We start from the raw sequence: 25,863 nt of genomic DNA, 5'->3' as shown, positions 1-25,863 counted from the left end.
GCATCAGCAATTGATCATTGCCCGAGCTGCTGCAGCACAGCAGACCACAACGCGAGCGGCTCCCTGAAGGCTCCGGGTTCGTTCGGCTTCTGGCGAACGGCCGTGTGCACCATGACGAGCTTGGAGGCGGGATCGACCAGGATGAGCTGACCGCGAATGCCGATGAGGGCAAATCGGCGCTGCTCGCCGGGGAGGAGCCACACCTGATAGCCGTAGCCGAAATAGCGCGTGGCCACGCGCGGAGCGAGATGACCCTCCTCTGGCCTGACGGTCGTGGCATCCAGCAGCCACTGCCGGGGGATCAGCTGCCGGCCTTCCCAGGCGCCGTCATGGGCGAGCAACCGGGCCAAGCGCGCATAATCGCGCAAGGTCGCGTTGAAGCAGCAATAGGCGATCTCCTGCCCGCTGCCGTCGATCACCCAGGAGGCGTCCGCCTCGGTGCCGATGGGGTCCCAGATCCGGTCGCGGAGATAGTCGGCGACCGGCGTGCCCGTGGCGGCGCGCAGGACCAAGCCGAGTATCTCCGTTTCAACGCTGGCATAGTGGAATTTGGTGCCTGGCGGCGCGGTCCGCGTGTTGAACTGCGCGACGATGGCGGCGGGATCTTTCGGCGGGCCGGCGAACAAGGCCCGCCCAAGCCGGGCGATGTCGTCGTTCCCGTCATAGACTTCCGAGAATTCGACGCCCGACGACATGTTCAACAAGGCGCGGATGGACGTGTTGCCATATTCCGTGCCTGCAAGGCCGTCGACATAGGTCGCGACGAGGTCGTCGATCGACTTGATCCGTCCCTCCGAGACCGCGATCCCGACCAGCATGGCTACCAGAGTCTTGGCCATGGACATCGAAACAAAGCGGTGGTGGTCGGTCCGTGCATATTGATAGTGCTCGTACAGGATGGTGTCGTCCCTGGCGATCAGGAGGCCCGTCGCCGGGTTGCGCTTGAGGTAGTCCGCAATGCCGAGCTTTTCGGTGCCAAGACTGTAGGTGACCTGTGGCTCCGGCGCGCGCTTGAATTGCCAGAGCGTCGTCGCGCGAGCGACCCGGCGCGAGGGATAGATCTCGCCGAAATGGCTGTAGCTGCCGACGAGCTTGTCGAGCGGGGGAGCGGCGCCGCGCGTGCCGACCGGATAGCCTTCAGCCGCGCCGTAGAGCTCGGCATCGGGACCGCTATCCGAAAAGACCGGCCCCGGCGCGGCGGGCGCGCTTCGGACGTCCTGCGCGCACGCCAGGGGCGACCAGATCGCGGAAACAAAAATGACGGGCAGGAAAAGCCGGCGGCACCCGCGCGGCCTAAACGACGCTCCCCAGTTCATTGCACTTGCCTCCCCGCACGTTGGTGGGTGTGCGCTTCACGAGAACAACATCGCAGGCTGGTGACGCGCGGCATGCTATCATTGCGGGCGGGCCGTGTCAGCCTGCGGTGGCAACCCGCCTTGCTCTCGCCCCGCGGATCAGTCACCATCCCTGCCGCGCACCATCAACAAGAGCAAAAGCGCCAAGGAAACGCATGAGCAAGCCGTCACGTTTCGACTATGGCTGGGTCGTTGTCGCCGCGGGGGCGCTGATGACCTGCATCGGGTTCGGCACGATGCTGTCGCTGGCGGTGTTCCTGCAGCCGATCTCGGAGGCGATGGGCTGGTCGCGCGCCGGGGTGTCGGCTGCCGCGACGCTGGATTTCCTCTTTATGGGATTCGCCGCATTCCTATGGGGCACGCTGTCGGACCGGTTCGGCACCCGCATCGTGGTGCTCTCGGGAAGCGTTCTGCTGGGACTAGGTCTCGTCACAGCGAGCCAGGCAGCAAGCCTGTGGCAATTCCAGCTTTGCTTCGGCGTGCTGATCGGGATCGCCGTGGGCAGCTTCTACGCACCGATGATGGCGCTCGCGAGCGCCTGGATCGAAAAGAACCGCAGCCTCGCGGTGGCGCTGGTCTCGGCCGGCATGGGCGTGTCCCCGGTGACGGTCGCGCCGGCCGCGAGCTGGCTGATCACGGCCTATGATTGGCGCACCGCGATGCTGACGATCGGCATCGCTTCGTGGGCGCTGTTGATCCCCGCCTGCTTCCTGGTACGTCCGGCGCCGCCAGCCGCGGGCTCCGCAACGACGGACGCGGCGCCAGAGGTCGAGATGGGCGCGGCGCAGGCGCTGCGCACGCCGCAATTCATCGCGCTCGCAGCGGCGCATTTCGCCTGCTGCGCGGCGCATTCCGGCCCGATCTTCCACATGGTGTCCTATGCGATGGTCTGCGGCATCGCTCCGCTCACGGCAGTGACGGTCTATAGCGTCGCCGGCGTCTCAGGCCTCGGCGGACGCCTGCTGCTGGGCGCGCTGGCCGATCGCATCGGCGCGAAACCGGTCCTTGTCGGCGGGCTGTTCGTGCAGGCGATGTGCATTGCGACCTATCTGGCGGTGGCGCAGCTCGGCGAGTTCTACGCGCTCTCGGTCGTGTTCGGCCTCGCCTATGGTGGGGTGATGCCGCTCTATGCGGTGCTGGTCCGCGAGTTCTTCGGCGCGCGCATTATGGGCACGGTGTTCGGTGCCGTGTCGGCCTTCGCCAGCCTCGGCATGGCGCTCGGGCCCTGGGCCGGCGGGATCGTGTTCGATACTTTCCAGCAATACACCTGGCTGCACGCCGGCTCCTTCGCGATCGGGCTTGCGGCGGTCGCGGTGGCGCTGAGTTTTCCGACGCGGCGCAGGCCATCGCTCGATCTTAGCCGCGCGACGGCGTGACACCGGATAGTGGCGATTGCCGGATCTGAATTTGCATAAATGTAAGTTTGATGGATTTCGCCTCCCTCTGTCATCCTACTTCCTGCCTTCTGGCACCGAGTATCTTGGTGTAGCATTCCCTTGTGATCAGATCGTTCTGGCATCGCGAGAGGCCAAATGAGGCGACGGACGTTTCTGAGCTTCTTGGGAATGACGGCGATATCAGCGCGCGAAGCCTTGGCCCAAAAGCGCGTTCCGGTCGTGGGATTCGTCGGATTTGCCACGCCGGAAATCGACAATGCGGCGCTCGTTCCGTTCCGGAAGGCGCTGGCCGAGCTGGGTTACGTGGAAGGCCGCACCATCGTCATCGAGGCCCACTCGACCGCCGGCGATGTGTCGCGGGGCCTTGCATTGATCGACGACCTCGTGGCCAGACAGGTGGACGTCCTGCTTTCGCCCGGCCCGGCCGCAGCACGCGCGATGATCAGGAAAACCAATATTCCCGTCGTCGCCGTGGCGCTGCCTGCGGTGCAAAGCGACCCTGAATTGTTTCAGAGCCTCGCGCGGCCGGGCGGCAGCCTCACCGGCTTCGCCGCGTTCGGCGAGGAGATGTCGGCCAAGCGCATCGAGATGATCCGGGAGATCCTGCCCTCGCTGAAGCGGATCGGCGTCTTGAACAATGCGACGGACCCGACCTTCAGCGCCTGGGGCGCGCAAACCATCGAGGAAGCACGACGCGCCGGGCTGGAGCCGGTGCGCCTCGGACTGACGAGCGCGTCGCCGGCGGCGGTTGCCGAGCAATTCAACGTGCTCGCGGCCGCTGGCGGCAACGCCGTGATCGTCATTCGCGACTACATGACCGCCGCGATGCAGGACGCAATTTGCCGTATCGGCATCGACATGAAGATCGCCGTCATCGGCCAGCAGAAGGAGTTCGCCCATGCCGGCGCTCTGATCAGCTATGGCGCCGACATCGGCGACCTGTTTCGTCGCGCCGCGGGCTATGTTGATCTGATCCTGAAGGGACAAAAGCCGGCAAATATGCCAATCCAGCTGCCAACCAAATTCGAGCTGGCCGTCAATCTCAAGACTGCGCGTGCGCTTGGCGTGACGATCCCGCCCACCATCCTCGTGCTGACGGACGACGTGATCGAGTGACGGGTCGTTGAAAATCCGCCGATTGCCGCGCCGTGAGGCGGGCTCAAATCCAGTCATTCGCGAAGCTTCGGCGGAGCAGTTCATGGAATGCAGCATCCGGCCCGCGCTCGACGATGACGCCGCGGCCATCAGCGCGGTCATCTTGCGTGCGCTGCGCGAAACGAATGCGAAGGACTATACGGCGGAGATCATCGCGCGGATCGAGCCCAGCTTCGGCCCGGATGCCGTGCGCCGGCTGATCGGGCAGCGTACCGTTTTCGTCGCCACGATCGGCGGCCGCCTGGTCGGAACGGCAAGCCTCGACGGAAGCGTCGTCCGCACAGTCTTCGTTGCTCCGGACGTTCAGGCCCGCGGGATCGGCAAGCTGCTGATGGCCGAGATCGAGCGCACAGCGCGCGAGCGGAACATTCCGTCCTTGACGGTCCCTTCATCGGTCACTGCAGAGACCTTCTATGCGCGACTGGGGTTCAATGCCGTGCGCGACAGCTATTATGGGGACGAACGCACGATCATCATGGAGCGGGTGCTCATCCAGCGGACCTAGACCTGGTCCACACCATGGCAATCGCCGCGGAAAGCCCGACGCGTGGTGGTAGTTCGAGCTCTTGCGGAACCCATCGCCGACGGACGGGCGCGAGTATCTCGCCGTTCTTGCCAGTTCTGATTAGTAAGCACGAAGCCTGATGGTCCGGTCTCGATCTACCGATACGAGCTGAATTGCGCCAGTTGTGTTCGATGCGCGATTTGTAGCCGCAACGAAAGTCGAGTCGCGCTTCGAAAAGTGGAAATTAGTTTTGCGACATAATCGTAATGACTCCGACGCAAAAAAAGAAAATAGGGTGCAATCAACAAGAATATAATGGGAGGAGCAGATGGATACTGCGGGTCGCCTGCGCGCGATGGCATTATTGTGCCGTCAGACAGCCGCGCGTCATCCGGATCGAGGTTGGAAACTACTCGCGGAAGCTGAATATTGGGAGCACTTGGCCAATGATGCGCCGCTCGAGCATGTCGACCATTGCTCGGTTCGCTCACCGCTTCACCGTGAGCACGCTATGATACAATCGGCCACGGCCGACGCGAGGTGAGAGCGAAACAGAATAATTTGTTAGCTTCTGTGTGCCTAACCTGAAGAGTGCCGCCCACCGCCGATGCGGCACATTGGAATGGGAATGCCGGCCCCGGCTGTTACCCCATCCTGCGGCTGGGGCCGTTTTGAACTTTCGCAGCATCGTTCAAACCCGATCCACAACCATGCTCAGAAGCATCGCTATAGCGCTCTTCGGAAAAGGCATCTTGTCTCGGCTCGATCGAGCGCTCTCCCATGGTCGCAATACTGAGGCTGCGCCCAGCCTTGTGCGGGACATCGGCCGAGGCTTCGGGCTGTAGGGCGCCGTCCACGCGCCTCGTCGATCAGGCAGCGCCTGCCCTACCGGCGACTATTTCTTCAACAATATTCCTTTCGCTCGCGCCATTCGCCTGACCGATCCGGCGTGGCGGCCCAGTTCGGCGGCAATCTTCGATACCCCAATGCCCTGCCGGGCCAGCGTGACCAGCCGTCGAACCTCCTGCTCGGCCCATTGCTTCGGCTTCGGTGTCTTCATGGTGCGACCCCACGACCGCACGACTTAACGACGGCAGCTGACGGTCCGCACTTGGGAAATTTACGGGTGGCGCGCCCGGGCCGTTATCCGTCCGAACCTCCAAACGGAAATTGACCGACGCCGCGCTGTCATGCGCCCCGGCCTTTGGCCTCGTTGTTGAGGCAGATCAAGGCTGCTGGCGCCGGGCAAGGCGGGAGAGGCCGATGGGCGAAGCGGTACGTTCTTAGATATCGTGGGGGCGAGCGGTCACGCCACCAGCGCGGCGTCCTCGTTGCGGTCGATGCCGCGCTGTGCGGCCAGCAGGCTGACGATCTCCGCATTCGGCCGGGCCTTGCTGAACAGGAAGCCCTGGCCCTCATGGCAGCCTTCGGCGCGGAGGCAGCTGAGCTCGGCTTCGGTCTCGACGCCTTCGGCGGTGATGGTGACGCCAAGGCCCTTGCCGAGGCTGACGATGGAGCGGATGATCGCCTGGGCCTCGCGGTTGGCCGCGAGATCGCGCACGAAGGACTGATCGATCTTGATCTTGTCGAACGGGAAGCTGCGTAGGTAGCTGAGGCTGGAATAGCCGGTGCCGAAATCGTCCATGGAGATGCGCACGCCGAGCGCGCGCAGCGCATGCAACGTCGCCAGCACCTGCGCGCTCTTCTCCAGCAGCAGCGTCTCGGTGATCTCGAGCTCGAGCCGGCGCGGCGGCAGGCCGGAATGTTTCAGCGCGTCAGTGACCATCGAGAGCAGATTGCCACTGCGGAACTGGAGCGGCGACAGGTTGACGGCGACGCGGACGTCGTCGGGCCAGGCCGCGGCGTCGAGGCAGGCCCGGCGCAGCATCAGCCCGCCGAGCGGATTGATCAGGCCGGTGTCTTCGGCGACCGGAATGAACTCGGCCGGCGACACCATGCCGCGCTCGGCATGCGGCCAGCGCACCAGCGCCTCGAAGCCGGTGATGCGGCCGCTCGCGAGGTCGATCAGCGGCTGGTAGTACGGCCGCAGCACGTCATTCTGGATCGCATCGCGCAGCTCGACCTCGATCTTGCGGCGGCTCTGCGCCTTCGCATCGAGCGCGGCCTCGAAGAAGGCGAAGCTGCCGCGCGCGTCCAGCTTGGCGCGCGACAGCGCCATGTCGGCGCTCTTGAGCAGCTTTTCGGAATCCTCGCCGTCGCCCGGCGCCATCGCAATGCCGATCGAGGCGCCGATCACCACGGAGTGACCGTCGAGCAGATAGGGATCGGCAATGGCCGCAAGGAGGCGTTTTGCGAGACCCACCGCATCTTCCGGCCGAGCCAATCCGCTCTGCAGAACCGCGAACTCGTCGGAGTTGAGGCGGGCCAGCCCATCCTCGTCACGCAAGGTGGAGCGTAGTCGCTTGGCGACGCCGCGCAGCAGCTTGTCGCCGACCGCATGCCCCAGCGTGTCGTTGACCGCCTTGAAATTGTCGAGCCCTAGTATCAGCAGCGCGACCTTCTCGGAGCCGCGGCGCGTGTGCAGCAGCATCTCGTCCATCTGCTGCCGCAGCAGGTTGCGATTGGGCAGACCGGTCAGCCCGTCATGCTGGGCCATGAAGGCGAGTCGCGCCTCCGCGCGCTTGCGCTCGGTGATGTCCATCAGCGCGAGCAGCACCGCGGGCCGCTCGGCATAAGTCAATTCGCGGGAATAGATCGCAAGGTCGATCAGCGCGCCGTCGGCCTTGACGTGCTTCCAGGTGCGGCCGGCCTGATCCTCGCCGGTCCCATCGACGGTCCAGGGCGGCACGCTTTCGAATGCCTGCAAGGACCGGATCTTCAATCGCTCGAACTCGGCCCGGCTGTAGCCATAATGCGCGACCGCGGCATCGTTGACGCCGAGGATGCGCTCGTCGTCCAGCGCGCAGACGATCATGGGCACGGGATTGCCGTCGAACAGCAGGCGGAACGAGGCCTCGCGCTGCTTGAGCTCGGTGATGTCGACGCGCAGGCCGACGACGCCGCCGTCATCGGTCAAGCGCTCGTCGATCAGGATGACGCGGCCGTCCGACAGCTTCTGCTCGTGGCGCGCGCCGGGCTTGTAGAGTTTTTGCAGGCGCTCTGCGATCCAGGCTTCTTCATTGCCGATGGCCTCGGGATAGTCGCCGCGGGCGACGCCGATGCGCAGCGTGTCCTCGAGCCGCGCGCCCTCCTCGAACAGATCGGCGGTCTTGCTGTAGATCTCGGCGTATTTCCTGTTCCAGAGGACGTAGCGGCCTTCGGCGTCGAGAAACACGATGCCCTGCGGCAGGATGTCGATGGCCTGGCGCAGGCGCTCATGCGACTTGCGCGCCTCCGCGATCGCGGCTTCCGCCTCGGCACGGCTGCGCAGGATTTCGTCGTGTTCGGAAAGGGCACGGTGCGCGCGCGCGAAGCGCGGCTTGCGCGCCTTTTGGCCGGCGCGGGCAAGCATGCTTTGCTTTCGCTTTCTTGTTCTTCGAGACCCCAAACTCAACTTCACTCGTCCCAGTCGCGTCCAGCGGCCGCAAGTTTTGAGGCAAGTGTCTGAAAAAAAAGTAATCTTAGCCAGCCGCGCGCGGCGCGCTTACTGCCTGTTTGCGCGGCGTGGCGAGCGGCGGCAGGCGCCATCAGACTGAGTGCGGCGCCGCAATCAATGAGCGATCTGGCGCAAAATTGCGCGCGCGCCTGAATCGGTTCCGAAATTGCGCGCGATTGCATGCGAACCGCAAAATTTTCTGCGCGCTGCGCACGAATTTTGGTCAATGCAGGATACGGTTATTACACCCTTAAGAAGCGGCGGGTCGAGACGCGATTCGGGGCGCGCTGCGATGAGCCGGCGTCGTCGCCTCGTTCTTAACCCTGGTGCAGCATTGGGTTATAAGAGCGTCAGCATGAGTCGCCGCGGCATCACCCTCCTCCTGCTCTCGTTCGTCTGCCTGGGCGCCGGTGGCGCGCTGGCCCAGGACCGTGGCAGCATCAACCCGAAGCCGCTGCCGCCGCTCGCCAATCCCAACGACCCCGATCTCGCCGCCAAGGAATTGTTCGCGCGCAAGCTGCTGCCATCGAAGGGGCCGGCCCACGTCATCGGCTCCTACACCAGGGGCTGCATCGGCGGCGCCGCGCAGATGCCGGTCAACGGCGACAATTGGCAGGTGATGCGGCTGTCGCGCAATCGCAGCTACGGTCATCCCGACATGATCGCGCTGATCAGGCGGCTTGCCGCGAAGGCGCACAAGGACGCAGGCTGGCCCGGCATCCTGGTCGGCGACATCGCCCAGCCGCGCGGCGGGCCGGCGCTGTCAGGCCATGCCAGCCACCAGATCGGTCTCGACGCCGACATCTGGCTGACGCCGATGCCGGACCGCCGGCTCTCGCGCGAGGAGCGCGAGGAAATGTCGGCGGTGATGATGGTGCGCCAGGACCGGCTCGACATCGACCCCAAGGTGTTCACGCCAGGCCACCTCCTGGTGCTGCGCGCCGCGGCGCGAGAGCCCGCCGTGCAGCGCATCTTCGTCAACGCCGCGATCAAGAAGGCGCTGTGCCGCGAGGCCAAGGGCGACCGCGCCTGGCTGTCGAAGATCCGCCCCTGGTGGGGCCACGACTACCACTTCCACATCCGCATGCACTGCCCGGCCGGGGCCGGCGAATGCGAGGGCCAGCCGTCACAGGCCGAGGACGAAGGCTGCAAGCCCGCCGATCTCGCCTACTGGTTCTCCGATGCGGTGCTGCACCCCAAGCCGCCGCCCGAGCCGCCCAAGCCGAAGCCGCCGATGACGCTTGCGCAGATGCCGGCAGCCTGCAAGGCGGTGCTGCATGCAGGGGATGTGAAGCCGTAAGGGCTCGCCCACGGACGTCGTCCCGGGGCGCGAAGCGAGCCCGAGACCCATAACCACAAGACGTGGTTATGGCGCGAGGTGCCCACTGCGAGCCTTCACCAAACACAATCCTGTGGCTATGGATCCCGGGCTCGCGCTGCGCGCCCCGGGATGACGCATCAGGTTTGACCTTCCGACCTGGCCTGCTATCTTCGCAGCTGCGATATCCCACGCTGGCCGTAAGCCACCGTGGCGCCGTGGAACAGCGCGTCCGCCCGTCGCATCAGACCACCAACGCCAGATTTGCGCGTGCATCGTCCGCGCAAGCTCGCACGGAGCGCTGTTCATGATTCGTATTGCTGGACTATTCACCGCCTTCGTCATCCTCGCGAGCGCCAGCCTTTCGTCGGCCACTGCACAGGACAGGACCATCACCGTGTTCGCCGCGGCTTCGATGAAAAACGCGCTGGACGAGATCGACGCCGCCTACACCGCCAGGACCGGCGTCAAGTTCAGCGTCAGCTACGCCGCTAGCTCGGTGCTGGCCAAGCAGATCGAGCAGGGTGCGCCGGCCGACGTGTTCGTCTCGGCCGACACCGACTGGATGGACTACGCGATCGCCAAGAAGACCATCAACGAGCCTTCCAGAGTGAATCTGCTCGGCAACAGCATCGTGCTGATCGCGCCGAAGGATTCCAAGATTGACAGCGTGACGATCGCGCCAGGTTTCGACCTCGCCAAGCTCGCCGGCGACGGCAGGATCGCGACCGGTGACGTCAAGTCGGTCCCTGCAGGCAAATACGCCAAGGCAGCGCTGGAAAAGCTCAAGGCCTGGCAGGCCGCGGAGCCGAAATTCGCCATGGCCGAGAGCGTGCGCGCGGCGCTGACACTGGTCGCCCGCGGCGAGGCCGGGCTCGGCATTGTGTATTCGACCGACGCCAAGGTCGAGCCGGGCGTGAAGATCGTCGGCACCTTCCCGGCGGATTCGCATCCTGCGATCATCTATCCGGTCGCGGCGACCAGCACCGCCAAGCCGGAGGCGAACGGCTATCTCGCCTTCCTGCGCTCGGCGGCGGCCAAGGCCATCTTGGAAAAATACGGCTTCAAGTTCCTGATCAGCCCCACAACCTGATTGTTGCGACCTGATTCCTGCAAACCTGATTTTGCAACCTGTTTCTGCGACCTGATATGACGGCTTGATGTTCGACATCTCTCCCGCCGAATGGACGGCGATCCTGCTTTCGCTCAGGGTCGCCGTCATTGCCACGCTGGTCGCGACGCCGTTCGGCATTGCGCTGGCGTGGCTGCTCGCGCGGCGTGATTTCTGGGGCAAGTCGGTGCTCGACGCACTCGTGCATCTGCCCCTGGTGCTACCGCCCGTCGTCACCGGTTATCTGCTGCTGCTCAGCTTCGGTCGCAAAGGCCTCATTGGCAGCTTTCTCGCCGACCATCTCGGCATCGTCTTCGCGTTCCGCTGGACCGGTGCTGCGCTCGCTTGCGGCGTGATGGCGTTTCCGCTGCTGGTGCGGCCGATGCGGCTGTCGATCGAGGCGATCGACCGCCGGCTCGAGCAGGCTGCGGAGACGCTCGGCGCAGCGCCGTGGAAAGTGTTCTTCACGGTGACGCTGCCGCTGGCGCTGCCGGGCGTGCTCGCTGGCATGGTGCTGGGCTTTGCCAAGGCGATCGGCGAGTTCGGCGCCACCATCACCTTCGTCTCCAACATTCCAGGAGAGACCCAGACGATTTCGTCCGCGATCTATTCGCTGATCCAGACGCCGGACGGCGATGCCGCGGCGGGCCGGCTCGTGATCGTCTCGATCGTGCTCGCGATCGGCGCGCTGATCGCGGCCGAATGGTTCGCCCGCCGCGCCACGCAGCGCCTGCACGGGAATTGACCATGCTGCGCGTCGACGTCGAAAAACAGCTCGGTGAATTCTCGCTGTCCGCTTCCTTCAGCAGCGAGGGGCGCGTCATCGGGCTGTTCGGCGCCTCGGGCGCCGGCAAGAGCTCGCTGGTCAACATGATCGCCGGCCTGCTGCGGCCTGATCGCGGCACCATCGCGATCGACGGCGAGATCGTCGACGACACCGCGGCCGGCATTCACGTGCCCACTTACCGCCGCCGCATCGGCTACGTGTTCCAGGATGCGCGGCTATTTCCGCATCTGAGCGTGGCGCAGAACCTCGATTACGGACGGCGAATGAACGGGCTTGCGCCCGATCCGGCGCAGCACAAGCGCATCATCGACCTGCTCGACATCGGCGCGCTCAGGGATCGCCGTCCCGGGAAGCTGTCCGGCGGCGAGCGCCAGCGCGTCGCGCTCGGCCGCGCGCTGCTGTCGAAGCCGCGCCTCCTGCTGCTCGACGAGCCGCTCGGCGCGCTCGACGAGGGCCGCAAGCTCGAGATCCTGCCCTACCTGGTGCGGCTGCGCGACGAGGCCAATGTGCCGATGGTCTATGTCAGCCACGACGTCGCCGAGCTGCGCCAGCTCGCGACGCAGATCGTGATGCTGAAGCAGGGGCGGGTGACGTCGTTCGGCGGGGTGAAGGTGCTGACGTGATCGGGCCAACCCCCGCTACCAGCCGCGGTCGACGTTTCGCACTTCGCCGGTCCGGGCATCCACATCGACCTCGATCCAGCGGCCGGCGCGGTCGCGGCCCTCAATCTGCCATTCGTCGCCGAGGAAGTTCGTGTGCGACACCGTCGCAACGCCAAGATCGGTCGCGACGTCAAGCGCAACCTGCATCGAGATCTGATCGCCGGTGTCGTAGGCCATAGCCGGCGCCGCTGCGCCCAGCACGAGGACAGTCGCGATCGGAAGGACGAACTTTCGCATTGGCGTACTCCTGTCAGTCCAAACTTCTATACAGCTTAGAACGAGAGGCAATGCGGAGCGTTCCGGATCCGGATGTCACGAAGCCGCGCAAAACTTCGGCGGTTGCGGCGATTTGGTGGCAGTTCCTCTTCGCAAGTCAAACTCCGGCGACCGAAGTCCAGACATCGGCGAGCTTCTTTCTCACGGCCTGCGCGCGGGTCAGCGGCGGCGGCGTTTCGTCTTCTTCCGGCAGACGCAGGCCGACGACGTTGACGCGGCCGCCGGAGATTGATCGTGCGACCAGCACGATCTCGTCCAGCGGCAGCTCGGCGCCCTCTTTCGGCGCGTGGTCGAGATGGACGTCGAAATAATCTGCCAGGGTCAGCTTGCCGTCGTCCTCGCCGACCTTCACACCGTAGATCGCGGCGAGCTCGGCGAGCGTGTGCTCGCCGGAGACAATGAAGTCGCCGAGCAGATGCGGATCGGGCGCGGTGCTCGGCTGCATGTCGACGAAGAAACGGTCGAGCGCTTCGGCCTTTTCCGGCGGCGCCAGCAGATAGATGTAGTCGCCCGGTGCGATCGGATCGGCCTCCGCCGGCGTCAGGATGTGCTCGTTGCGGATCACCAGCGTCGGCTTGGACCAGGACGGGATCAGGCCGCGACGGAAATACAGGCTCTTGGGCCGCACCGGATAGCCGACCAGCTGCTGCTCGAGCTGGCCGGGCAGATCGAGCTCGACGCGGCGGGGGCCGCGGTCGGCGCGGGGCAGCGCCACGTGCAGCTTGCGCGCGGCCGGCGCCAAGGTCCAGCCTTGCAGCAGAAGCGAGATGATGACGACGACAAAGGCCACGTCGAAATAGAGATAGGCCTTGGGCAGCCCGACCAGCATCGGGATCGAGGCCAGGAAGATCGCGACCGCACCGCGCAGGCCGGTCCAGGCGATGAAGATCTTCTCACGCCAGTTGAAGCGGAACGGCGACAGGCACACGAACACCGCGAGCGGGCGCGCCACCAGCATCAAGACCAGCGCGACGGCGACCGCTGGCAGCACGCTGGAACCCAACCGGCTCGGCGAGACCAGAAGGCCGAGCAGCACGAACATCACGATCTGCGCCAGCCAGGTCGCGGCGTCGAGGAACGTCACCACCGAATTATGCGCGCGGGTCGGCCGGTTGCCGATGATGATGCCGGCGAGATAAACGGCGAGGAAGCCGGAGGCGTGCATGATCTGCGAGCCGCCGAAGATGACGAGCGCGGCCGTGGTCACGAAGGGCGCATGCAGGCCCTGCGGTAGGGCGACCTTGTTGAGCGCGATGACGACGAGGCGGCCGCCGATGACGCCGACGACGGCGCCCAGCACCGCCTCCTGGATGAACTCCATCAGCACATGGCCGGGCGAGCTGGTACCGACCGAGATGTATTCGACCAGCATCAAGGTGAGGAAGATCGCGAAGGGATCGTTGGTGCCGGATTCGGCCTCCAGCGTCGCGCCGACGCGCGGGCGCAGACGCAGGCCCTGGGTGTGCACCAAGAGGAATACAGCGGCCGCGTCGGTCGAGGCCACCACCGCGCCTACCAGCAGCGACTCCGACCAGTTGAGGTCGAGCGCGTATTTGGCGAACGGCGCCGTGACCAGCGCGGTCAGCAGCACGCCTGCGGTCGCGAGCACCACGGACGGCGCAAGCACAGTGCGGATGCTGGCAAAGCGCGTGCGCAGGCCGCCGTCGAACAGGATCAAAGCGAGCGCGACGGAGCCGACCAGATAGGTGGTGCGGACGTCATCGAACTGGAGCTGACCTGGGCCGGAATCGCCGGCGAGCATGCCGATGATGAGGAAGACGAGCAGCAAGGGCGCGCCGAAGCGCAGCGCAAGCAGGCTGGAGAGGATGCCGGCCATGACGAGGACGGCGCCGAGCAATATGGCGAGACTGACGGAGTCGAGGGAAGCCATCCACCTTCCGGGTAAGAAATCGCTGGAATTTCATCCTTATCGTCGGTGGACTCGCGCGCCAACCCATTTTCGCTCTTCGCGGCAATCTGCCCGCATTTTACGGCCTTAACGCGCTTCACTTCACGGTGTATCGATGGCCCGGCCGCGTCCTTTGTGGGATTGTCCGGCGCCCTCGAATCAATTCCTCCCCGCTTGCCGACGAGACCCGATGGACATGGACCTCAAAGACTTCATGGAGTTCGTGCAGACCACCGCACGCAGCGTCGGGGCAGAATTCTCCTCACCCTGGTTCTACCTGCAATTCGGCCTCATCCTGGCCGCCGCCGGCATCGCCTATGCCGCGGAGGCCGCCATTCGCAGCCGTGCCGACCTGACCTCGCTGGCGATGCGCTGGCCGCTGCCGCTCCGGCATTTCGTCCGGGTCATGGTCGCCAGCGCCTCGACGGCGGTGTTCACGCTGCTCGTGATCGTCTCGCGCGTGGTGATGTATCACGCGACCTGGCCGAGCCGTTCCTATCTGCTGATGGTCGCAGCCAAGCTGGGTTTCGCCTGGCTGGTGATCCGGCTCGTGACCTCGGTGCTGCGCAACGCCTTCATCGTCAAGCTGGTGTCGATCACGGCATGGTTCATCGCCGCGCTCTCCATCGTCGGCCAGCTCGATGCGACGGTCGACCTATTGGATTCCTTCGCGATCGTGCTCGGCGGCCTCAGGCTGACCCCCCTCCTGGCGCTGAAGGCCGGCGCGCTGCTGCTGATCGCGCTCTGGCTCACCAACATCGCCAGCAATTTCGCCGAGAGCCGGATCAATTCGACCACCGACCTGACGCCGTCGGTGCAGGTGCTGCTGGTCAAGATCATCCGCATCGGGCTGCTCACGGTCGCCATCGTGATCGCGCTCGGCGCGGTCGGAATCGACCTGTCGGCGCTCGCGGTGTTCTCGGGCGCGGTCGGCGTCGGCATCGGTATCGGCCTGCAGAAGATCGTCGCCAATTTCATCTCGGGCATCATCCTGCTCGCCGACAAGTCGGTGAAGCCCGGCGATCTCGTCACCATCGGCGACAATACCGGCCGCATCAGCGCGATGAAGACGCGCTATATTTCCGTCGCTGCCGGAGACGGGCGCGAATTCCTGGTCCCGAACGAGGATCTGGTGACGCAGAAGGTCGTCAACTGGACCTATACCGACAAGAACACGCTGGTGAAGATCGCCTTCGGCACCAATTACGACGCCGACCCGAAGCTGGTTTGTACGCTCGCCGCCGAGACCGCCGCCGCTCATCCGCGCGCGCAGAAGGGCAAGCCGCCGACCTGTCTCCTGACCGAGTTCGCGGAAGCCGGGATGAAGTTCTCGCTGACCTTCTGGATCGCCGACCCCGACGGCATGGACAAGGTCAAGAGCGACGTGATGCTGGAGCTGTGGGACGCCTTCAAGCGCGAGGGCATCCGGGTTCCCTATCCCGTCCGCGAAATCCGCATCCGCGGCGGCGCCCTGCCGGTGGAAACCGCCGTGGAAGTCCCGAATTAAGACGTTTTCGTAAGCCAAGGCTGGTAGGGCTCTTGTTTTGACGCGTTTTCTTCACGCGAACCGGTAGCCACTTCGCTCGAAAACGCTTGGCTCGGCTTGCATGAAGGCCGCCAATCATTAAATTGGGGCGTGAAATCAAGCCTTTCCGCCGATATCGAGATCAGCCCGAGAAGACCTGACACGCATGAGCTACGTCGACGCCACCGAGACCTCCCTGCGCAAGACCGGACAGATCAAGCTGCACGGGCCGGCCGCCTTTGCCGGCATGCGCAAGGCGGGCGCGCTGGTGGCCAGGTGCCTGGACGAGCTCACCGACATCGTCGGGCCGGGCGTGCCGACCTCCAGAATCGACGAATTCGTCCGCGACTTCGCCTTCAGCCATGGTGCCTATCCGGCGACGCTGATGTATCGCGGCTACCGCTACTCGACCTGCACCTCGCTCAACCATGTTGTCTGCCACGGCATGCCCGGCGACCGTCCGCTGAAGGAGGGTGACATCGTCAACATCGACGTCACCTTCATCGTCGACGGCTGGTATGGCGATTCCAGCCGGATGTATGCGATCGGCCCAATCGCCCGCAAGGCCGAGCGGCTGATCGAGGTGACCTATGAAGCCATGATGCGCGGCATCGCCGCGGTGAAGCCCGGCGCCACCACCGGCGACATCGGCCACGCCATCCAGAGCTTCGTCGAGCCGCAGGGCATGAGCGTGGTGCGCGATTTCTGCGGCCATGGTTTGGGGCGCATGTTCCACGACGAGCCGAACATCATCCATATCGGCCGGCCCGGTGAGGGCGTGCAGCTCAAGCCCGGCATGTTCTTCACCATCGAGCCGATGATCAATCTCGGCAAGCCGCACGTGAAGATCCTGTCCGACGGCTGGACCGCGGTGACCCGCGACCGCTCGCTGTCGGCGCAGTTCGAGCACTCCGTCGGCGTAACGGCGACCGGCGTCGAGATCTTCACGCTATCGGCGCGGCACGGCGAGAAGCAGATCGGGTGAGCCCGGTGCGTCGGCTATTGCTATCGGCGGCCCCCTTTGGCGGGTGGCGATTCTGCCTTTGCGCACCAACGCGTCGAGGACGCGCTTACTGACCTGGGCCCGAGTCCGGGTCTCGGTTGATCGTCCCAGATCTTGCCTTCGCCAGAAGGCCCCCCACAACAGCGCTGAGACGCACGCGACGGGCAACAGCCGGCCGACGTCGAGGTGAAAGCACGTGCATGATAGGAAAAGCATGACCACAATCACGTCGGTTTCGCTGACTGCGCAGGGAGTCGCACCTTTCCATGATCCGCCTCCGGTGTTCTAATGCAGGCGTCTTGACTGGGCATGGAGATATGGTCATGGCGGGTTCTGTCGAGCGGTGGCGGACGACATGAAGATCTACCTGCCGGACAACGAGCAGGCGCGGCAGCAAGCCCTCGAAACCTATCGCATTCTCGATACGCCGCCGGAGATCGCCTATGATGAACTGGCGGACTTGGCGGCGCAGATCTGCGGCTGCAGCGCCGGGCTGCTGACCTTCCTCGACGACAAGCGACAATGGCTCAAGGCCAAGTGCGGCCTGCCGCCTGACCTTACGCACGTGCCCAAGGAGATCTCGATCTGCCAGGCGACGATCTGCCATGACGATCTCATGTATGTGCCTGACCTCACGAAGGATCCGAGGTTCAGCGATTCGCCGTTGGTCGCCGGCGAGTTCGGGCTGCGCTTCTATTGCGGCATGCCGCTGATCAGCGAGGAGGGATACGCGCTCGGAACGCTGTGCGTCATCGATTTCGAGCCGCGCGAGCTCAGCTTCGAGCAGCAAGAAGCAGTGCGGCGGATCTCGCGTCAGGCCGTGGCTCAGCTCGAGCTCAGACGTAGACTCCGCGAGCGCGACGAGATGCTGGCCGAGCTCGACAAGGCGCGCGCAATGGCGGAGGCGGAGCGGAGCAAATCAGATGCGCTCCTGCTCAACATCCTCCCCCCTGCGATCGCCGAGGAGCTCAAGGCCAACGCGAAGGTGCGGCCGCGCTTCTACCAGTCGGTCAGCATCCTCTTCGTCGATTTCGCCGACTTCACCCGGCACGTCGAGGCGATCGAGCCGGCGCAGGTCGTGCACCAGCTCGACGAGTACTACAGCACGTTCGACGAGATCATTGCGCGCCATCGGCTCGAAAAGATAAAGACCATCGGCGATGCCTATCTCTGTGCCGGCGGCCTGCCCGAGATCAACCGGACGCACGCTGTCGATGCCGCGCTGGCGGCGCTCGAGATTCAGGACCTGCTCGCCAAGGCGAACCGTCAGCGCGAACGGCTGAGGCTGCCGCTCTGGATGGCGCGAATCGGCATCAACACCGGCCCGGTCATCGCTGGCGTCGTCGGAACGCGCAAGTTCAGCTACGATATCTGGGGCAACGCGGTGAACGTCGCCGCGCGTCTGCAGGCGGCCGCCGATCCCGGACGGATCAACATTGCCGAGGCGACCTGGAACGTGGTCAAAGCGCGCTTCACCTGCGAACCGCGCGGCAGCATCGAGGTGAAGGGCAAGGGGCCCACCCCGATGTACTTCCTCGATCGTATCAGGCCGGACCTGGCTGCCGATCCCGCAGGCGTCGTGCCCAACGATAGCTTCTGGCGTCACCAGGGCCCATGATCGCCAGCTGAGACGAAGGGCGGGAAAAACGGTCGGCTGATCATCATCCGCTTCATGCCGGAAGCGCACCTATGCAAGGCGCGCGCAATTGACGGTTGCAAAAACCACCATCCCCGGCAATGCTGGCGGCCGATGCCCGCCAAGCCGGACCACGACAAGAGCAGACCTGACGACACGCCGCACTATCACGGCCATCGCGAGCGGCTGCGCGAGCGCTTCTATAGCGCGGGCGCGGATGCGCTCAGCGATTACGAGCTGCTCGAGATGGCGCTGTTTGCCGCGCTGCCGCGGCGCGACACCAAGCCGCTGGCGAAGACGCTGATCAAGACCTTCGGCTCGTTCGCCGAGGTCGTGCATGCGCCAGTGGCGCGCTTGCGGGAGGTCGAGGGGGTCGGCGAGTCCGCGATCAACCAGCTCAAGCTGATCGCCGCGGCCGCGCATCGCGTTGCCAAGGGCGAGGTCAACAGCCGCAACGCGCTGTCATCCTGGAACGAGGTGATCGCCTATTGCCGCACAAGCATGGCGTTTGCCGACAAGGAGCAATTCCGCCTGCTCTTCCTCGACAAGCGCAACCAGCTGATCTCCGACGAGGTGCAGCAGACCGGCACGGTCGACCACACCCCGGTCTACCCGCGCGAGGTGATCAAGCGCGCGCTCGAGCTGTCCGCGACCGCGCTGATCCTGGTGCACAACCACCCCAGCGGCGATCCCTCGCCCTCGCAGGCCGACATCCAGATGACCAGGGCGATCATCGACATCGCAAAACCGCTCGGGATTGCCGTGCACGACCACATCATCGTCGGCAAGAACGGGCATGCGAGCTTGAGGGGGTTGCGGTTGATCTAGACGATCAGAACGCCTGGTTCTTGGCGGCTTTCAAGTGGTTTTCCGCGGCTGTGATGCCGGCGAATGCCTTCAGCGTCAGAGCGGTCGGTTGCGGCTTCCATTCCGCAACCAGTTTCTCGGCCTTCTCGAGCTCAGGCTTCGATAACATCGAAGCCATCTCGTTGACATTCTTGGCCGGCGCCACCTTCGAGAGCTTGAAATAGGCATACGACAGGGACAGGTCCCTCGGCGTGCCCTTTCCTGCGGAATATGCGCGGGACAGGCTGAAGAGGGCGCTGGGGAGACCCTGGTCGCCCGCCATCTTCCACCATTTCAGCGCTTCTTCCGAATTCCCTTGTCGGTCATACATGAGAGCGACGTCGTGCTGGGCACGCGCGTAACCGGCCTTGGCGGACACAAGCTTGTACTTCAATGCCTGATCCGGATTTGTTGCGACGACGCCCACGCCTTGCCCGTCATAATAACAGCCGAGCTTGTAGGCTCCGAGCGGATCGTTGGCCGCAGCCGATTTTTGAAACCACTCGAATGCCTGGCTGCGGTCCTGCTGTGTGCCGATGCCGTTATTGTGCATCATGCCGACATGATATTGCGCCTCCGCATCTCCGCGATTGGCCAACGCAACCATCGCATTGAAGGTGCGGGTGTCATTCGCGCTGGCGGGCGCCGCGACAAGCAGAAGGCACGAAAAGGCCAGGGCAACGAATTTCATGTCAAAGCCCGATCGAGTTTGAACGATTCCTGTCTTGGTCTCTCCAGATGCGAGAAAAGTTCGAGCCGGCAATATTCCGGGGTCAAGGCGATTTTTGGCCCATCCGAGTTCGTCCCGTCAGGGCACGACCAAACGCCGCACCGCCTTAGCGGTCTCGGCCGACGCCCTACTGCCTCAGCATGATCAGGGGATCGGCGGTGTCGGGGACGCGGCGCCACTGCGCGTTGTCGTCGGCCTCGAACTGCCAGGCTTCGCCGGATTTCGACATCAGGATGATCTGGCCGCGCTCGAGGCGCCATTGCGTCGGGTTGAACTGCGCGATCGTGGCGTCGCATCTCGGCTTGAGGAAAACCTGGAAATTGTCCGCATCAGCCTCGGTGTTGGTCAGCGTCAGCCCGCACACCGGCTGGCCGTTGCGGCGCACCATCGACCAATCGCCGATCATCTGGTCCATTGACTTCGCCATCGAGCGCGCGGCGGCGAGATCCTGCAGGATGTAGACGCCCTCGCCCTGGCGCAGGCCCTCGAAGATGCCGGCCTCGACCTCGGTGAAGTCGATCACGGCTTCGCCGGTCGCATCCTGCAGGCGCACGATGTCGAGGCCCCTCACGCTCCAGGCCACGATGTCCTTGGTGAAGGGCAGCGCGGTCTTGCAGGACGGCTCCAGCTCCAGCTTGAAACCCTGGCCTGCGGCGTCAGCCTTCAGCGTGACGACGCAGGTCTTGCTGCGCTCGGTGGTCGAGAGCTCCCATTGTCCGGGCATCTGCTTCTTCAGGCTCGCCGCATCCTGCGCATGCGCGATGCCGATCGCGCTCAGGCAGGCCGCAACGACATATGCGAGAAGGCGACGAGCGATCATCAGCGTCCCTTGACCGGCGTTTCCGCAACCGGCGTCAGCGGCGCCTTGCCGGCGAACCAGGCCTTGAGATTGTCGACCACGAGCTGGTCCATGGCGTTGCGCGTCACCACCGAGGCCGAGCCGATATGCGGCAGCAGCACGACGTTCTGCATGGTCTTGAGCTCGTCGGGCACGTTCGGCTCGGCCGCAAACACGTCGAGCCCGGCGGCGAGAATGGTGCCGGATTTCAGCGCCTGGATCAGCGCCGGCTCGTCGATCACCGAGCCGCGGGCGACGTTGACCAGCACGCCGCGCGGGCCGAGCGCCTTGAGCACCTCTTCATTGATCATCTTGTTGGTGCTGGCACCGCCGGGCACGATCACAACAAGCGTGTCGACCGCTTTCGCCATCTCGATCAGGTCAGGATAGTGCTTGTACGAGACGTCCTTGGAGGGATTGCGGGAGTGGTAGACCACCGGCACCAGCGAGGCATCTAACCGGCGCGCGATGGCCTGGCCGATCCGGCCCATGCCGACGATGCCGACCTTGCGGTCGCGCAGCGAGCCGACGCTGAGCGGATAGTTCTGGGTCTGCCAGAGCCCGGAGCGGACATAGCGGTCGGCCTTGATGAACTCGCGCAAGGTGGAGATCAGAAGGCCCATCGCGACGTCGGCGACCTCCTCGGTCAAGACGTCGGGCGTGTTGGTCACGATAATGCCGTGCTCGGCCGCATATTTGGCATCGATGTGGTCGTAGCCGACGCCGAAGCTCGCCACCATCTCCAGCTTCGGCAGCTGCGACAGCGAGTCCTTGTCCGCGCGCACGGTGTGGTAGGTCACCGCGACGCCGCGGATCTTGTCGCGGACCGCCGGCGTCAGCCGCTCGAGATCGCCGCGCGTCTCTGCCTTGTGCACGACGAAATGATCGGAAAACCCGTTCTCGAGGATCGGCCGCACCGGCCCATAGATCAGAAGGTCGATCTTTTCGGACGAAATCGAACCGGCAGCCATCAGTTTTCCTTTCCAAGCGCGCTCTCATGCCAGCGCCGTAAAACGAGGTGGGAAACTAGCGCCAGCACCCCATAGATGACAATCCCGGCCAGCGACAACAGAAGCAGCGCGGCAAACATGCGGGGTATGTTCAAGCGATAGCCTGACTCGGCGATCCTGTAGGCGAGCCCGGAGCCGGCGCCGGCCGTTCCGGCCGCGATCTCGGCCACGACCGCGCCGATCAGCGACAGGCCGCCGGCGATGCGCAGGCCCCCGAGAATGTAGGGCAGCGCCGCCGGCAGCTTGAGGAAGCGCAGGGTTTGCGGCTTCGATGCGCCATAGAGCTGGAACAGGCCGGCGAGGTTGCGGTCCACCGAGTTCAGCCCGAGCGTGGTGTTCGACAGCACCGGGAAGAAGGCGACGATGAAGGCGCAGACGACCACCGCGGTCTGCTGCTCCAGATAGATCAGCAAGAGCGGCGCGATCGCGATGACAGGCGTCACCTGGAGCACGATGGCATAGGGGAACAGCGAATATTCCACCCATTTCGACTGGTTGAACAGCAGCGCCAGTGCGATGCCGCCGATGCTGGCGGCGACAAAACCTTCGAGCGTGGTGACAAGCGTGGTCGCCAGCGATTGTGACAGCACCGCCCAGTCCTTGATCAGTGTCAGCACGATGACGGAGGGCGCCGGCAGCACGTAAGGCGGGATCTCCCTGATGCGGACCACGAGTTCCCAGGCAAAGAGGCCGGCTGCGAATACGATGACGGGCAGCACGAAGCGCATCGCGCGTTGCGCGCCGGACGATTTTGCGGGCACGGGAGCTTGAGCGTTCATAGCGTCGACTGCCCCGAATAGGACGGCGCCAGCGCGGCCGACACGCGTCGGCAATAATCGGAATAGGCCGTCGAGGTGCGAAACTCCTCGCCCCGCGGCTCGACCGTCTCGATGCGGATGTCGGCCTGGATGCTGCCGGGGCGCGCCGTCATGACGACGACACGCTGCGACAGATAGACGGATTCGAACACCGAATGGGTGACGAAGATGACGGTCTTGCGTAAGCCTCGCCACAGCGCCAGCAGATCGTTGTTGAGGCGGAAGCGCGTGATCTCGTCGAGCGCGGCGAACGGCTCGTCCATCAGGAGGATCTCGGGATCGGTGACAAGCGCACGCGCCAGCGACACCCGCATCTTCATGCCGCCGGAGAGCTCGCGCGGAAAGGCATCGGCGAAATCAGCAAGGCCGACGCTGGCCAGCGCCGCGTCGGCACGCGCGCGCCCCTCCGCCTTCGGCACGCCGCCGAGCTTCAGCGGCAGGCGCACGTTCTCGCGGACATTGGCCCAGGGCATCAGGGTCGGCTCCTGAAACACGAAGCCGATGCCGTGACCTGGCTGTGGCACGCCCTCGTGCCGTGCCACTCGCACCGTGCCCGACGACGGCGCGCTGAGCTCGGCGATCAGCCGCAACACCGTCGACTTGCCGCAGCCGGAGGGTCCCAGCAGCGAGATGAACTCGCCCTTGCGGACGGCAAGGTCGAACGGACCGAGCGCCATCACGCCGTTGTCGTAAACCTTCGTCACGCCGCGCAGGCTGACGGCGAGATGCGTCAGGCTGGCCTCGACCGCGGGCGCGGTTCTGCTCTCTGTCATCACGCGCTGAACATGGCGGGGCACGTCACCTCCCCCCAGCGGGGAGAGGTCGGCGCGCAGCGCCGGGTGAGGGGCCTCAGGTCCAACGAGGGAGCGTTACCCCTCACCCGCACGGCATCTGGCGATGCGATGCGACCTCTCCCGTCGGGAGAGGTGGGCGCCAGCCTCACCGGCGTGCCTGATCTCAACATTTACGGCTTGTTCGGGCGCAGCTCGACGCCGACGCCCTTGTTGACGAAGCGCAGCGTGTAGGATTTGCGGTAGTCGAGATCCGCCTTCACGACCCCAGCCTTGACCATCTTGTTGAAGAAGGAGGCATAGCGCTCGTCGCTCATTGCGCCGATGCCGTTCTTCAAGCTGTCGCCGGAATCGACGATGCCGTGCTCCTTCATCTTGACGACGGAATAGGCCAGGAGATCGTCGGTCATCTCCGGGTTGAGCTGCTTGATCAGGGCGTTGCCGGCGGAATTGTCCCGGTAGAGGTAATTGTACCAGCCGATCATGGAGGCATCGACGAAGCGCTGCACGAGGTCAGGCTTCTTCTCGACGATCTCGCGGCGGGTTTCGATCAGCGTCGAATAGGTGTTGAAGCCGTAATCAGCGAGCAGCAGCACATTGGGCTTGAAGCCGGCGGCCTTCTCCACCGCAAACGGCTCGGAGGTGACGTAACCCTGCATCGCGCTCTTCGGGTTGGCGATGAAGGGCTGCGGATTGAAATTATAGGGGCGGACGTTCTTGTCGCTGAAGCCGTATTCGGATTTCAGCCACTGGAAGTAGCTGGTCATGCCTTCCTTGGAGACGAACAGCGTCAGCGGCTTGAGGTCCTCGATCTTGGCGACCTTGGCGTCGGGCTGCGTCAGCATCACCTGCGGATCCTTCTGGAAAATCGCGGCGATGGTGATGACGGGAACGTTGTTGGCGACGGCATCGAACGACATCAGCGTGTTCGCGGCCATGAAGAAATCGATCTTGCCGGCGATCAGCAGCATCCGGTTGTTCTCGTTCGGGCCGCCAGGGACGATGGTGACGTCGAGGCCGTATTTCTTGTAGGTGCCGTCGGCGACCGCCTGGAAGAAGCCGCCATGCTCGGCCTCGGCGACCCAGTTGGTGCCGAAGGTGACCTTGTCGAGCGTTTGGGCGCGCGCCGGCGCAAAGGAGGCAAGAGCGGCCAACAAGCCCGCAACTAACGCTCGCCGCAGATGAAAGGGGGTCATATTGGCACTCCGTCGATCGTGGCTGGCCCAATCGCGACTGGTCCGGGTGAAGGCAACGCGATAGAACCGCATGACATCAGGGGATGCGAGCCGCCCGGGCCCGCATCCCCTCATACCGCAAATTACGTGACAAATTCGGGCAAGGAAACCTCGATGACGCCCTCCCGCGACTGGATCGACATCGACTGGGCTGATGCGAGCCCGGACGAGGCGTCGCGCTGGATCGCGGTGCTGCCGCTGGCGGCAACCGAGCAGCACGGCCCGCATCTGCCGCTGACGACGGACGTGCTGATCGCGGACGCCTACCTCGCACGTGTGCGCCAGCTGTTACCCACCAGCATTCCGGCGAGCTTCCTCCCGGTCGAACGGGTCGGGATTTCGACCGAACATATCGACTATCCGGGCACGCAGACGCTGCCGACTGAAATCGCGCTGAGGAAATGGGCAGCGATCGGCGCGGACGTTGCACGCCGCGGCGTGAGGAAGCTCGTCATCGTCACCAGCCATGGTGGCAATAGCGCAGCCATGATGCTGGTTGCGCAGGACCTGCGCGCGCATCACAAGCTGTTCGTGGTGACGACGTCGTGGTCGCGGCTCTCGGGCGCGGACAAATTGTTCCCGGCCGATGAAGTGCGGCACGGCATTCACGGCGGCGCGGTCGAGACCTCGATCATGCTGGCGCGCTATCCGGATCAGGTGCGCAAGGATGCGATCGCCGATTTTCCCGCGAGCAGCATCGCCATCGAGCAGCAATATCGCTGGCTGTCGACGCAGCGGCCGGCGCCGTTCGCCTGGCAGGCGCAGGATCTCAACACCAGCGGTGCTGTCGGCAACGCGACGCTGGCGCAGCCAGAGAAGGGCGAGCAGCTGCTCGATCAGGGCGCGACGGCGTTCTGCGAGCTGCTGGGTGAGGTCGATAACTTCGACGTGAACAGGCTTGCCAAGGGTCCCCTCGGCTAGGGGGCATCTTCCTGGATTCATTCAAGAAAGATCTATTCTTCGCGAGCGCATTTGCAGTCTTCGAACCGGACGCGAGCAGCCTCCGTCCAACTGGGCACGCGGGCCACAACGGACCGCCTCAACCCCGGATGGAGTTTCACATGTCGATCAAGACCAAGATTGCCGCCGCAGCTTTCGCTGCTCTCACTGTTGCCGGCAGCATCGCATCCACCACCACCTCGGCCGAAGCCAAGCAGCCCGGCTGGGTCTGGGGCGTCGGTGCCGGCATCGCCACCGCCGCCGTCGTCGGCTCCGCGATCGCCGCCAGCAACGATCCCTATTACCACGGCTATCACCGCTGCGGCTGGGTCGCCCAGTACAACGCCTTCGGCCAGTACGTCGGCCGCGTTCGCACCTGCTACTGATCTGACTATCTGAGGCCGATCTCCACGTGGATCCCGCGTCCGACACGGGCGCCTCATCCACCCCGTGTCGTGCCC

25 protein-coding genes are annotated in these 25,863 nt (G+C 64.6%); 13 read left to right on the top strand and 12 right to left on the bottom strand.

Going from position 1 to position 25,863, the window contains the following annotated elements:
* Positions 1–14: 14 nt before the first annotated feature.
* Positions 15–1,316, bottom strand: coding sequence for a serine hydrolase (locus tag I6F31_RS22350; RefSeq protein ID WP_225186122.1), 1,302 nt, complete (start codon positions 1,314–1,316; stop codon positions 15–17).
* A 194-nt stretch (positions 1,317–1,510) separates the two neighbouring features.
* Between I6F31_RS22350 and I6F31_RS22345 the strand changes: the two genes are divergently transcribed.
* The 3 genes from I6F31_RS22345 to I6F31_RS22335 all read left to right on the top strand — a co-directional run bounded on the left by I6F31_RS22345 (position 1,511) and on the right by I6F31_RS22335 (position 4,412).
* Positions 1,511–2,731, top strand: a complete 1,221-nt coding sequence (locus tag I6F31_RS22345; protein WP_036026423.1) for an MFS transporter — start codon at positions 1,511–1,513, stop codon at positions 2,729–2,731.
* A gap of 189 nt (positions 2,732–2,920) precedes the next feature.
* Positions 2,921–3,868: an ABC transporter substrate-binding protein gene (locus I6F31_RS22340; protein WP_225186121.1), complete on the top strand. Its 948-nt coding sequence runs from the start codon at positions 2,921–2,923 to the stop codon at positions 3,866–3,868.
* A gap of 82 nt (positions 3,869–3,950) precedes the next feature.
* Entirely contained in the window at positions 3,951–4,412 is a 462-nt protein-coding gene (locus I6F31_RS22335; RefSeq protein ID WP_225186120.1) for a GNAT family N-acetyltransferase, read from the top strand.
* 895 nt (positions 4,413–5,307) lie between these two features.
* On the opposite strand, the gene I6F31_RS22330 is transcribed toward I6F31_RS22335, so the two are convergent.
* From I6F31_RS22330 to I6F31_RS22320, 3 genes are all read right to left on the bottom strand, one after another.
* A complete protein-coding gene (locus tag I6F31_RS22330) occupies positions 5,308–5,472 on the bottom strand; it encodes a helix-turn-helix domain-containing protein (protein WP_162130849.1) in 165 nt (54 codons plus the stop codon).
* Positions 5,473–5,718: 246 nt separating this feature from the next.
* Entirely contained in the window at positions 5,719–7,884 is a 2,166-nt protein-coding gene (locus tag I6F31_RS22325; RefSeq protein ID WP_225186119.1) for an EAL domain-containing protein, read from the bottom strand.
* A 44-nt stretch (positions 7,885–7,928) separates the two neighbouring features.
* Complete coding sequence (locus I6F31_RS22320; RefSeq protein ID WP_225186118.1) at positions 7,929–8,195, bottom strand: hypothetical protein; 267 nt, start codon at positions 8,193–8,195, stop codon at positions 7,929–7,931.
* A 128-nt stretch (positions 8,196–8,323) separates the two neighbouring features.
* Between I6F31_RS22320 and mepA the strand changes: the two genes are divergently transcribed.
* From mepA to modC, 4 genes are all read left to right on the top strand, one after another.
* Positions 8,324–9,268, top strand: a complete 945-nt coding sequence (mepA, locus tag I6F31_RS22315) for a penicillin-insensitive murein endopeptidase (RefSeq protein ID WP_225186117.1) — start codon at positions 8,324–8,326, stop codon at positions 9,266–9,268.
* A gap of 325 nt (positions 9,269–9,593) precedes the next feature.
* The gene (gene modA, locus I6F31_RS22310; protein ID WP_225186116.1) at positions 9,594–10,379 is read left to right on the top strand and encodes a molybdate ABC transporter substrate-binding protein; all 786 of its coding nucleotides are present in this window, start codon (positions 9,594–9,596) and stop codon (positions 10,377–10,379) included.
* Between the two features lie 67 nt (positions 10,380–10,446).
* Entirely contained in the window at positions 10,447–11,142 is a 696-nt protein-coding gene (modB, locus tag I6F31_RS22305; RefSeq protein ID WP_225114603.1) for a molybdate ABC transporter permease subunit, read from the top strand.
* 2 nt (positions 11,143–11,144) lie between these two features.
* Positions 11,145–11,807, top strand: coding sequence for a molybdenum ABC transporter ATP-binding protein (gene modC / locus I6F31_RS22300; RefSeq protein ID WP_036014214.1), 663 nt, complete (start codon positions 11,145–11,147; stop codon positions 11,805–11,807).
* 15 nt (positions 11,808–11,822) lie between these two features.
* Here modC and I6F31_RS22295 read toward each other — a convergent pair whose 3' ends face one another.
* A complete protein-coding gene (locus I6F31_RS22295) occupies positions 11,823–12,083 on the bottom strand; it encodes a PepSY domain-containing protein (protein ID WP_036026416.1) in 261 nt (86 codons plus the stop codon).
* Positions 12,084–12,219: 136 nt separating this feature from the next.
* Positions 12,220–14,013 carry a potassium/proton antiporter gene (locus tag I6F31_RS22290; protein ID WP_225186115.1) on the bottom strand — a complete coding sequence of 598 codons (1,794 nt, stop codon included), beginning with the start codon at positions 14,011–14,013 and terminating at the stop codon, positions 12,220–12,222.
* A gap of 208 nt (positions 14,014–14,221) precedes the next feature.
* Between I6F31_RS22290 and I6F31_RS22285 the strand changes: the two genes are divergently transcribed.
* The 4 genes from I6F31_RS22285 to radC all read left to right on the top strand — a co-directional run bounded on the left by I6F31_RS22285 (position 14,222) and on the right by radC (position 19,023).
* On the top strand, positions 14,222–15,538 hold the full coding sequence (locus I6F31_RS22285) for a mechanosensitive ion channel domain-containing protein (protein WP_225172568.1): 1,317 nt from the start codon (positions 14,222–14,224) through the stop codon (positions 15,536–15,538).
* A gap of 184 nt (positions 15,539–15,722) precedes the next feature.
* Positions 15,723–16,541, top strand: a complete 819-nt coding sequence (gene map / locus I6F31_RS22280; RefSeq protein WP_036014218.1) for a type I methionyl aminopeptidase — start codon at positions 15,723–15,725, stop codon at positions 16,539–16,541.
* Positions 16,542–16,914: 373 nt separating this feature from the next.
* Complete coding sequence (locus I6F31_RS22275) at positions 16,915–18,177, top strand: adenylate/guanylate cyclase domain-containing protein (protein WP_225141005.1); 1,263 nt, start codon at positions 16,915–16,917, stop codon at positions 18,175–18,177.
* 132 nt (positions 18,178–18,309) lie between these two features.
* Positions 18,310–19,023, top strand: coding sequence for a DNA repair protein RadC (gene radC / locus I6F31_RS22270; protein ID WP_225186114.1), 714 nt, complete (start codon positions 18,310–18,312; stop codon positions 19,021–19,023).
* A gap of 4 nt (positions 19,024–19,027) precedes the next feature.
* Here radC and I6F31_RS22265 read toward each other — a convergent pair whose 3' ends face one another.
* The 6 genes from I6F31_RS22265 to I6F31_RS22240 form a co-directional block, all read right to left on the bottom strand.
* On the bottom strand, positions 19,028–19,732 hold the full coding sequence (locus I6F31_RS22265) for a tetratricopeptide repeat protein (RefSeq protein WP_225186113.1): 705 nt from the start codon (positions 19,730–19,732) through the stop codon (positions 19,028–19,030).
* Between the two features lie 166 nt (positions 19,733–19,898).
* Complete coding sequence (locus tag I6F31_RS22260) at positions 19,899–20,591, bottom strand: AprI/Inh family metalloprotease inhibitor (RefSeq protein ID WP_225186112.1); 693 nt, start codon at positions 20,589–20,591, stop codon at positions 19,899–19,901.
* The gene (locus I6F31_RS22255; RefSeq protein ID WP_057027479.1) at positions 20,591–21,580 is read right to left on the bottom strand and encodes a 2-hydroxyacid dehydrogenase; all 990 of its coding nucleotides are present in this window, start codon (positions 21,578–21,580) and stop codon (positions 20,591–20,593) included. The genes I6F31_RS22260 and I6F31_RS22255 overlap by 1 nt, the downstream gene beginning before the upstream one ends.
* Complete coding sequence (locus tag I6F31_RS22250) at positions 21,580–22,398, bottom strand: ABC transporter permease (protein WP_057027478.1); 819 nt, start codon at positions 22,396–22,398, stop codon at positions 21,580–21,582. The genes I6F31_RS22255 and I6F31_RS22250 overlap by 1 nt, the downstream gene beginning before the upstream one ends.
* Positions 22,395–23,210, bottom strand: coding sequence for an ABC transporter ATP-binding protein (locus tag I6F31_RS22245; RefSeq protein WP_225186111.1), 816 nt, complete (start codon positions 23,208–23,210; stop codon positions 22,395–22,397). Before I6F31_RS22245 ends, I6F31_RS22250 begins: the two co-directional genes overlap by 4 nt.
* 191 nt (positions 23,211–23,401) lie before the next feature.
* On the bottom strand, positions 23,402–24,424 hold the full coding sequence (locus I6F31_RS22240; RefSeq protein ID WP_036014224.1) for an ABC transporter substrate-binding protein: 1,023 nt from the start codon (positions 24,422–24,424) through the stop codon (positions 23,402–23,404).
* Positions 24,425–24,577: 153 nt separating this feature from the next.
* On the opposite strand from I6F31_RS22240, the gene I6F31_RS22235 reads away from it, so the two are divergent.
* Together I6F31_RS22235 and I6F31_RS22230 are read left to right on the top strand one after the other, a co-directional pair.
* Positions 24,578–25,384 carry a creatininase family protein gene (locus I6F31_RS22235; RefSeq protein WP_225127055.1) on the top strand — a complete coding sequence of 269 codons (807 nt, stop codon included), beginning with the start codon at positions 24,578–24,580 and terminating at the stop codon, positions 25,382–25,384.
* 140 nt (positions 25,385–25,524) lie between these two features.
* Entirely contained in the window at positions 25,525–25,788 is a 264-nt protein-coding gene (locus tag I6F31_RS22230; protein WP_225186110.1) for a hypothetical protein, read from the top strand.
* Positions 25,789–25,863 lie beyond the last annotated feature (75 nt).

Source organism: Bradyrhizobium sp. NBAIM01 (assembly GCF_020194115.1).
Classification (GTDB): Bacteria; Pseudomonadota; Alphaproteobacteria; order Rhizobiales; family Xanthobacteraceae; genus Bradyrhizobium; species Bradyrhizobium yuanmingense.
This window is presented reverse-complemented; position numbering and strand designations above follow the sequence as displayed.

What these genes read in the sequence shown, in the direction of transcription:
- I6F31_RS22350 (WP_225186122.1), bottom strand. Translation starts at nt 1,316, where the DNA reads ATGAACTGGGGAGCGTCGTTTAGGCCGCGCGGGTGCCGCCGGCTTTTC.
- I6F31_RS22345 (WP_036026423.1), top strand. Translation starts at nt 1,511, where the DNA reads ATGAGCAAGCCGTCACGTTTCGACTATGGCTGGGTCGTTGTCGCCGCG.
- I6F31_RS22340 (WP_225186121.1), top strand. Translation starts at nt 2,921, where the DNA reads ATGACGGCGATATCAGCGCGCGAAGCCTTGGCCCAAAAGCGCGTTCCG.
- I6F31_RS22335 (WP_225186120.1), top strand. Translation starts at nt 3,951, where the DNA reads ATGGAATGCAGCATCCGGCCCGCGCTCGACGATGACGCCGCGGCCATC.
- I6F31_RS22330 (WP_162130849.1), bottom strand. Translation starts at nt 5,472, where the DNA reads ATGAAGACACCGAAGCCGAAGCAATGGGCCGAGCAGGAGGTTCGACGG.
- I6F31_RS22325 (WP_225186119.1), bottom strand. Translation starts at nt 7,884, where the DNA reads ATGCTTGCCCGCGCCGGCCAAAAGGCGCGCAAGCCGCGCTTCGCGCGC.
- mepA (WP_225186117.1), top strand. Translation starts at nt 8,324, where the DNA reads ATGAGTCGCCGCGGCATCACCCTCCTCCTGCTCTCGTTCGTCTGCCTG.
- modA (WP_225186116.1), top strand. Translation starts at nt 9,594, where the DNA reads ATGATTCGTATTGCTGGACTATTCACCGCCTTCGTCATCCTCGCGAGC.
- modB (WP_225114603.1), top strand. Translation starts at nt 10,447, where the DNA reads ATGTTCGACATCTCTCCCGCCGAATGGACGGCGATCCTGCTTTCGCTC.
- modC (WP_036014214.1), top strand. Translation starts at nt 11,145, where the DNA reads ATGCTGCGCGTCGACGTCGAAAAACAGCTCGGTGAATTCTCGCTGTCC.
- I6F31_RS22295 (WP_036026416.1), bottom strand. Translation starts at nt 12,083, where the DNA reads ATGCGAAAGTTCGTCCTTCCGATCGCGACTGTCCTCGTGCTGGGCGCA.
- I6F31_RS22290 (WP_225186115.1), bottom strand. Translation starts at nt 14,013, where the DNA reads ATGGCTTCCCTCGACTCCGTCAGTCTCGCCATATTGCTCGGCGCCGTC.
- I6F31_RS22285 (WP_225172568.1), top strand. Translation starts at nt 14,222, where the DNA reads ATGGACATGGACCTCAAAGACTTCATGGAGTTCGTGCAGACCACCGCA.
- map (WP_036014218.1), top strand. Translation starts at nt 15,723, where the DNA reads ATGAGCTACGTCGACGCCACCGAGACCTCCCTGCGCAAGACCGGACAG.
- I6F31_RS22275 (WP_225141005.1), top strand. Translation starts at nt 16,915, where the DNA reads ATGAAGATCTACCTGCCGGACAACGAGCAGGCGCGGCAGCAAGCCCTC.
- radC (WP_225186114.1), top strand. Translation starts at nt 18,310, where the DNA reads ATGCCCGCCAAGCCGGACCACGACAAGAGCAGACCTGACGACACGCCG.
- I6F31_RS22265 (WP_225186113.1), bottom strand. Translation starts at nt 19,732, where the DNA reads ATGAAATTCGTTGCCCTGGCCTTTTCGTGCCTTCTGCTTGTCGCGGCG.
- I6F31_RS22260 (WP_225186112.1), bottom strand. Translation starts at nt 20,591, where the DNA reads ATGATCGCTCGTCGCCTTCTCGCATATGTCGTTGCGGCCTGCCTGAGC.
- I6F31_RS22255 (WP_057027479.1), bottom strand. Translation starts at nt 21,580, where the DNA reads ATGGCTGCCGGTTCGATTTCGTCCGAAAAGATCGACCTTCTGATCTAT.
- I6F31_RS22250 (WP_057027478.1), bottom strand. Translation starts at nt 22,398, where the DNA reads ATGAACGCTCAAGCTCCCGTGCCCGCAAAATCGTCCGGCGCGCAACGC.
- I6F31_RS22245 (WP_225186111.1), bottom strand. Translation starts at nt 23,210, where the DNA reads ATGACAGAGAGCAGAACCGCGCCCGCGGTCGAGGCCAGCCTGACGCAT.
- I6F31_RS22240 (WP_036014224.1), bottom strand. Translation starts at nt 24,424, where the DNA reads ATGACCCCCTTTCATCTGCGGCGAGCGTTAGTTGCGGGCTTGTTGGCC.
- I6F31_RS22235 (WP_225127055.1), top strand. Translation starts at nt 24,578, where the DNA reads ATGACGCCCTCCCGCGACTGGATCGACATCGACTGGGCTGATGCGAGC.
- I6F31_RS22230 (WP_225186110.1), top strand. Translation starts at nt 25,525, where the DNA reads ATGTCGATCAAGACCAAGATTGCCGCCGCAGCTTTCGCTGCTCTCACT.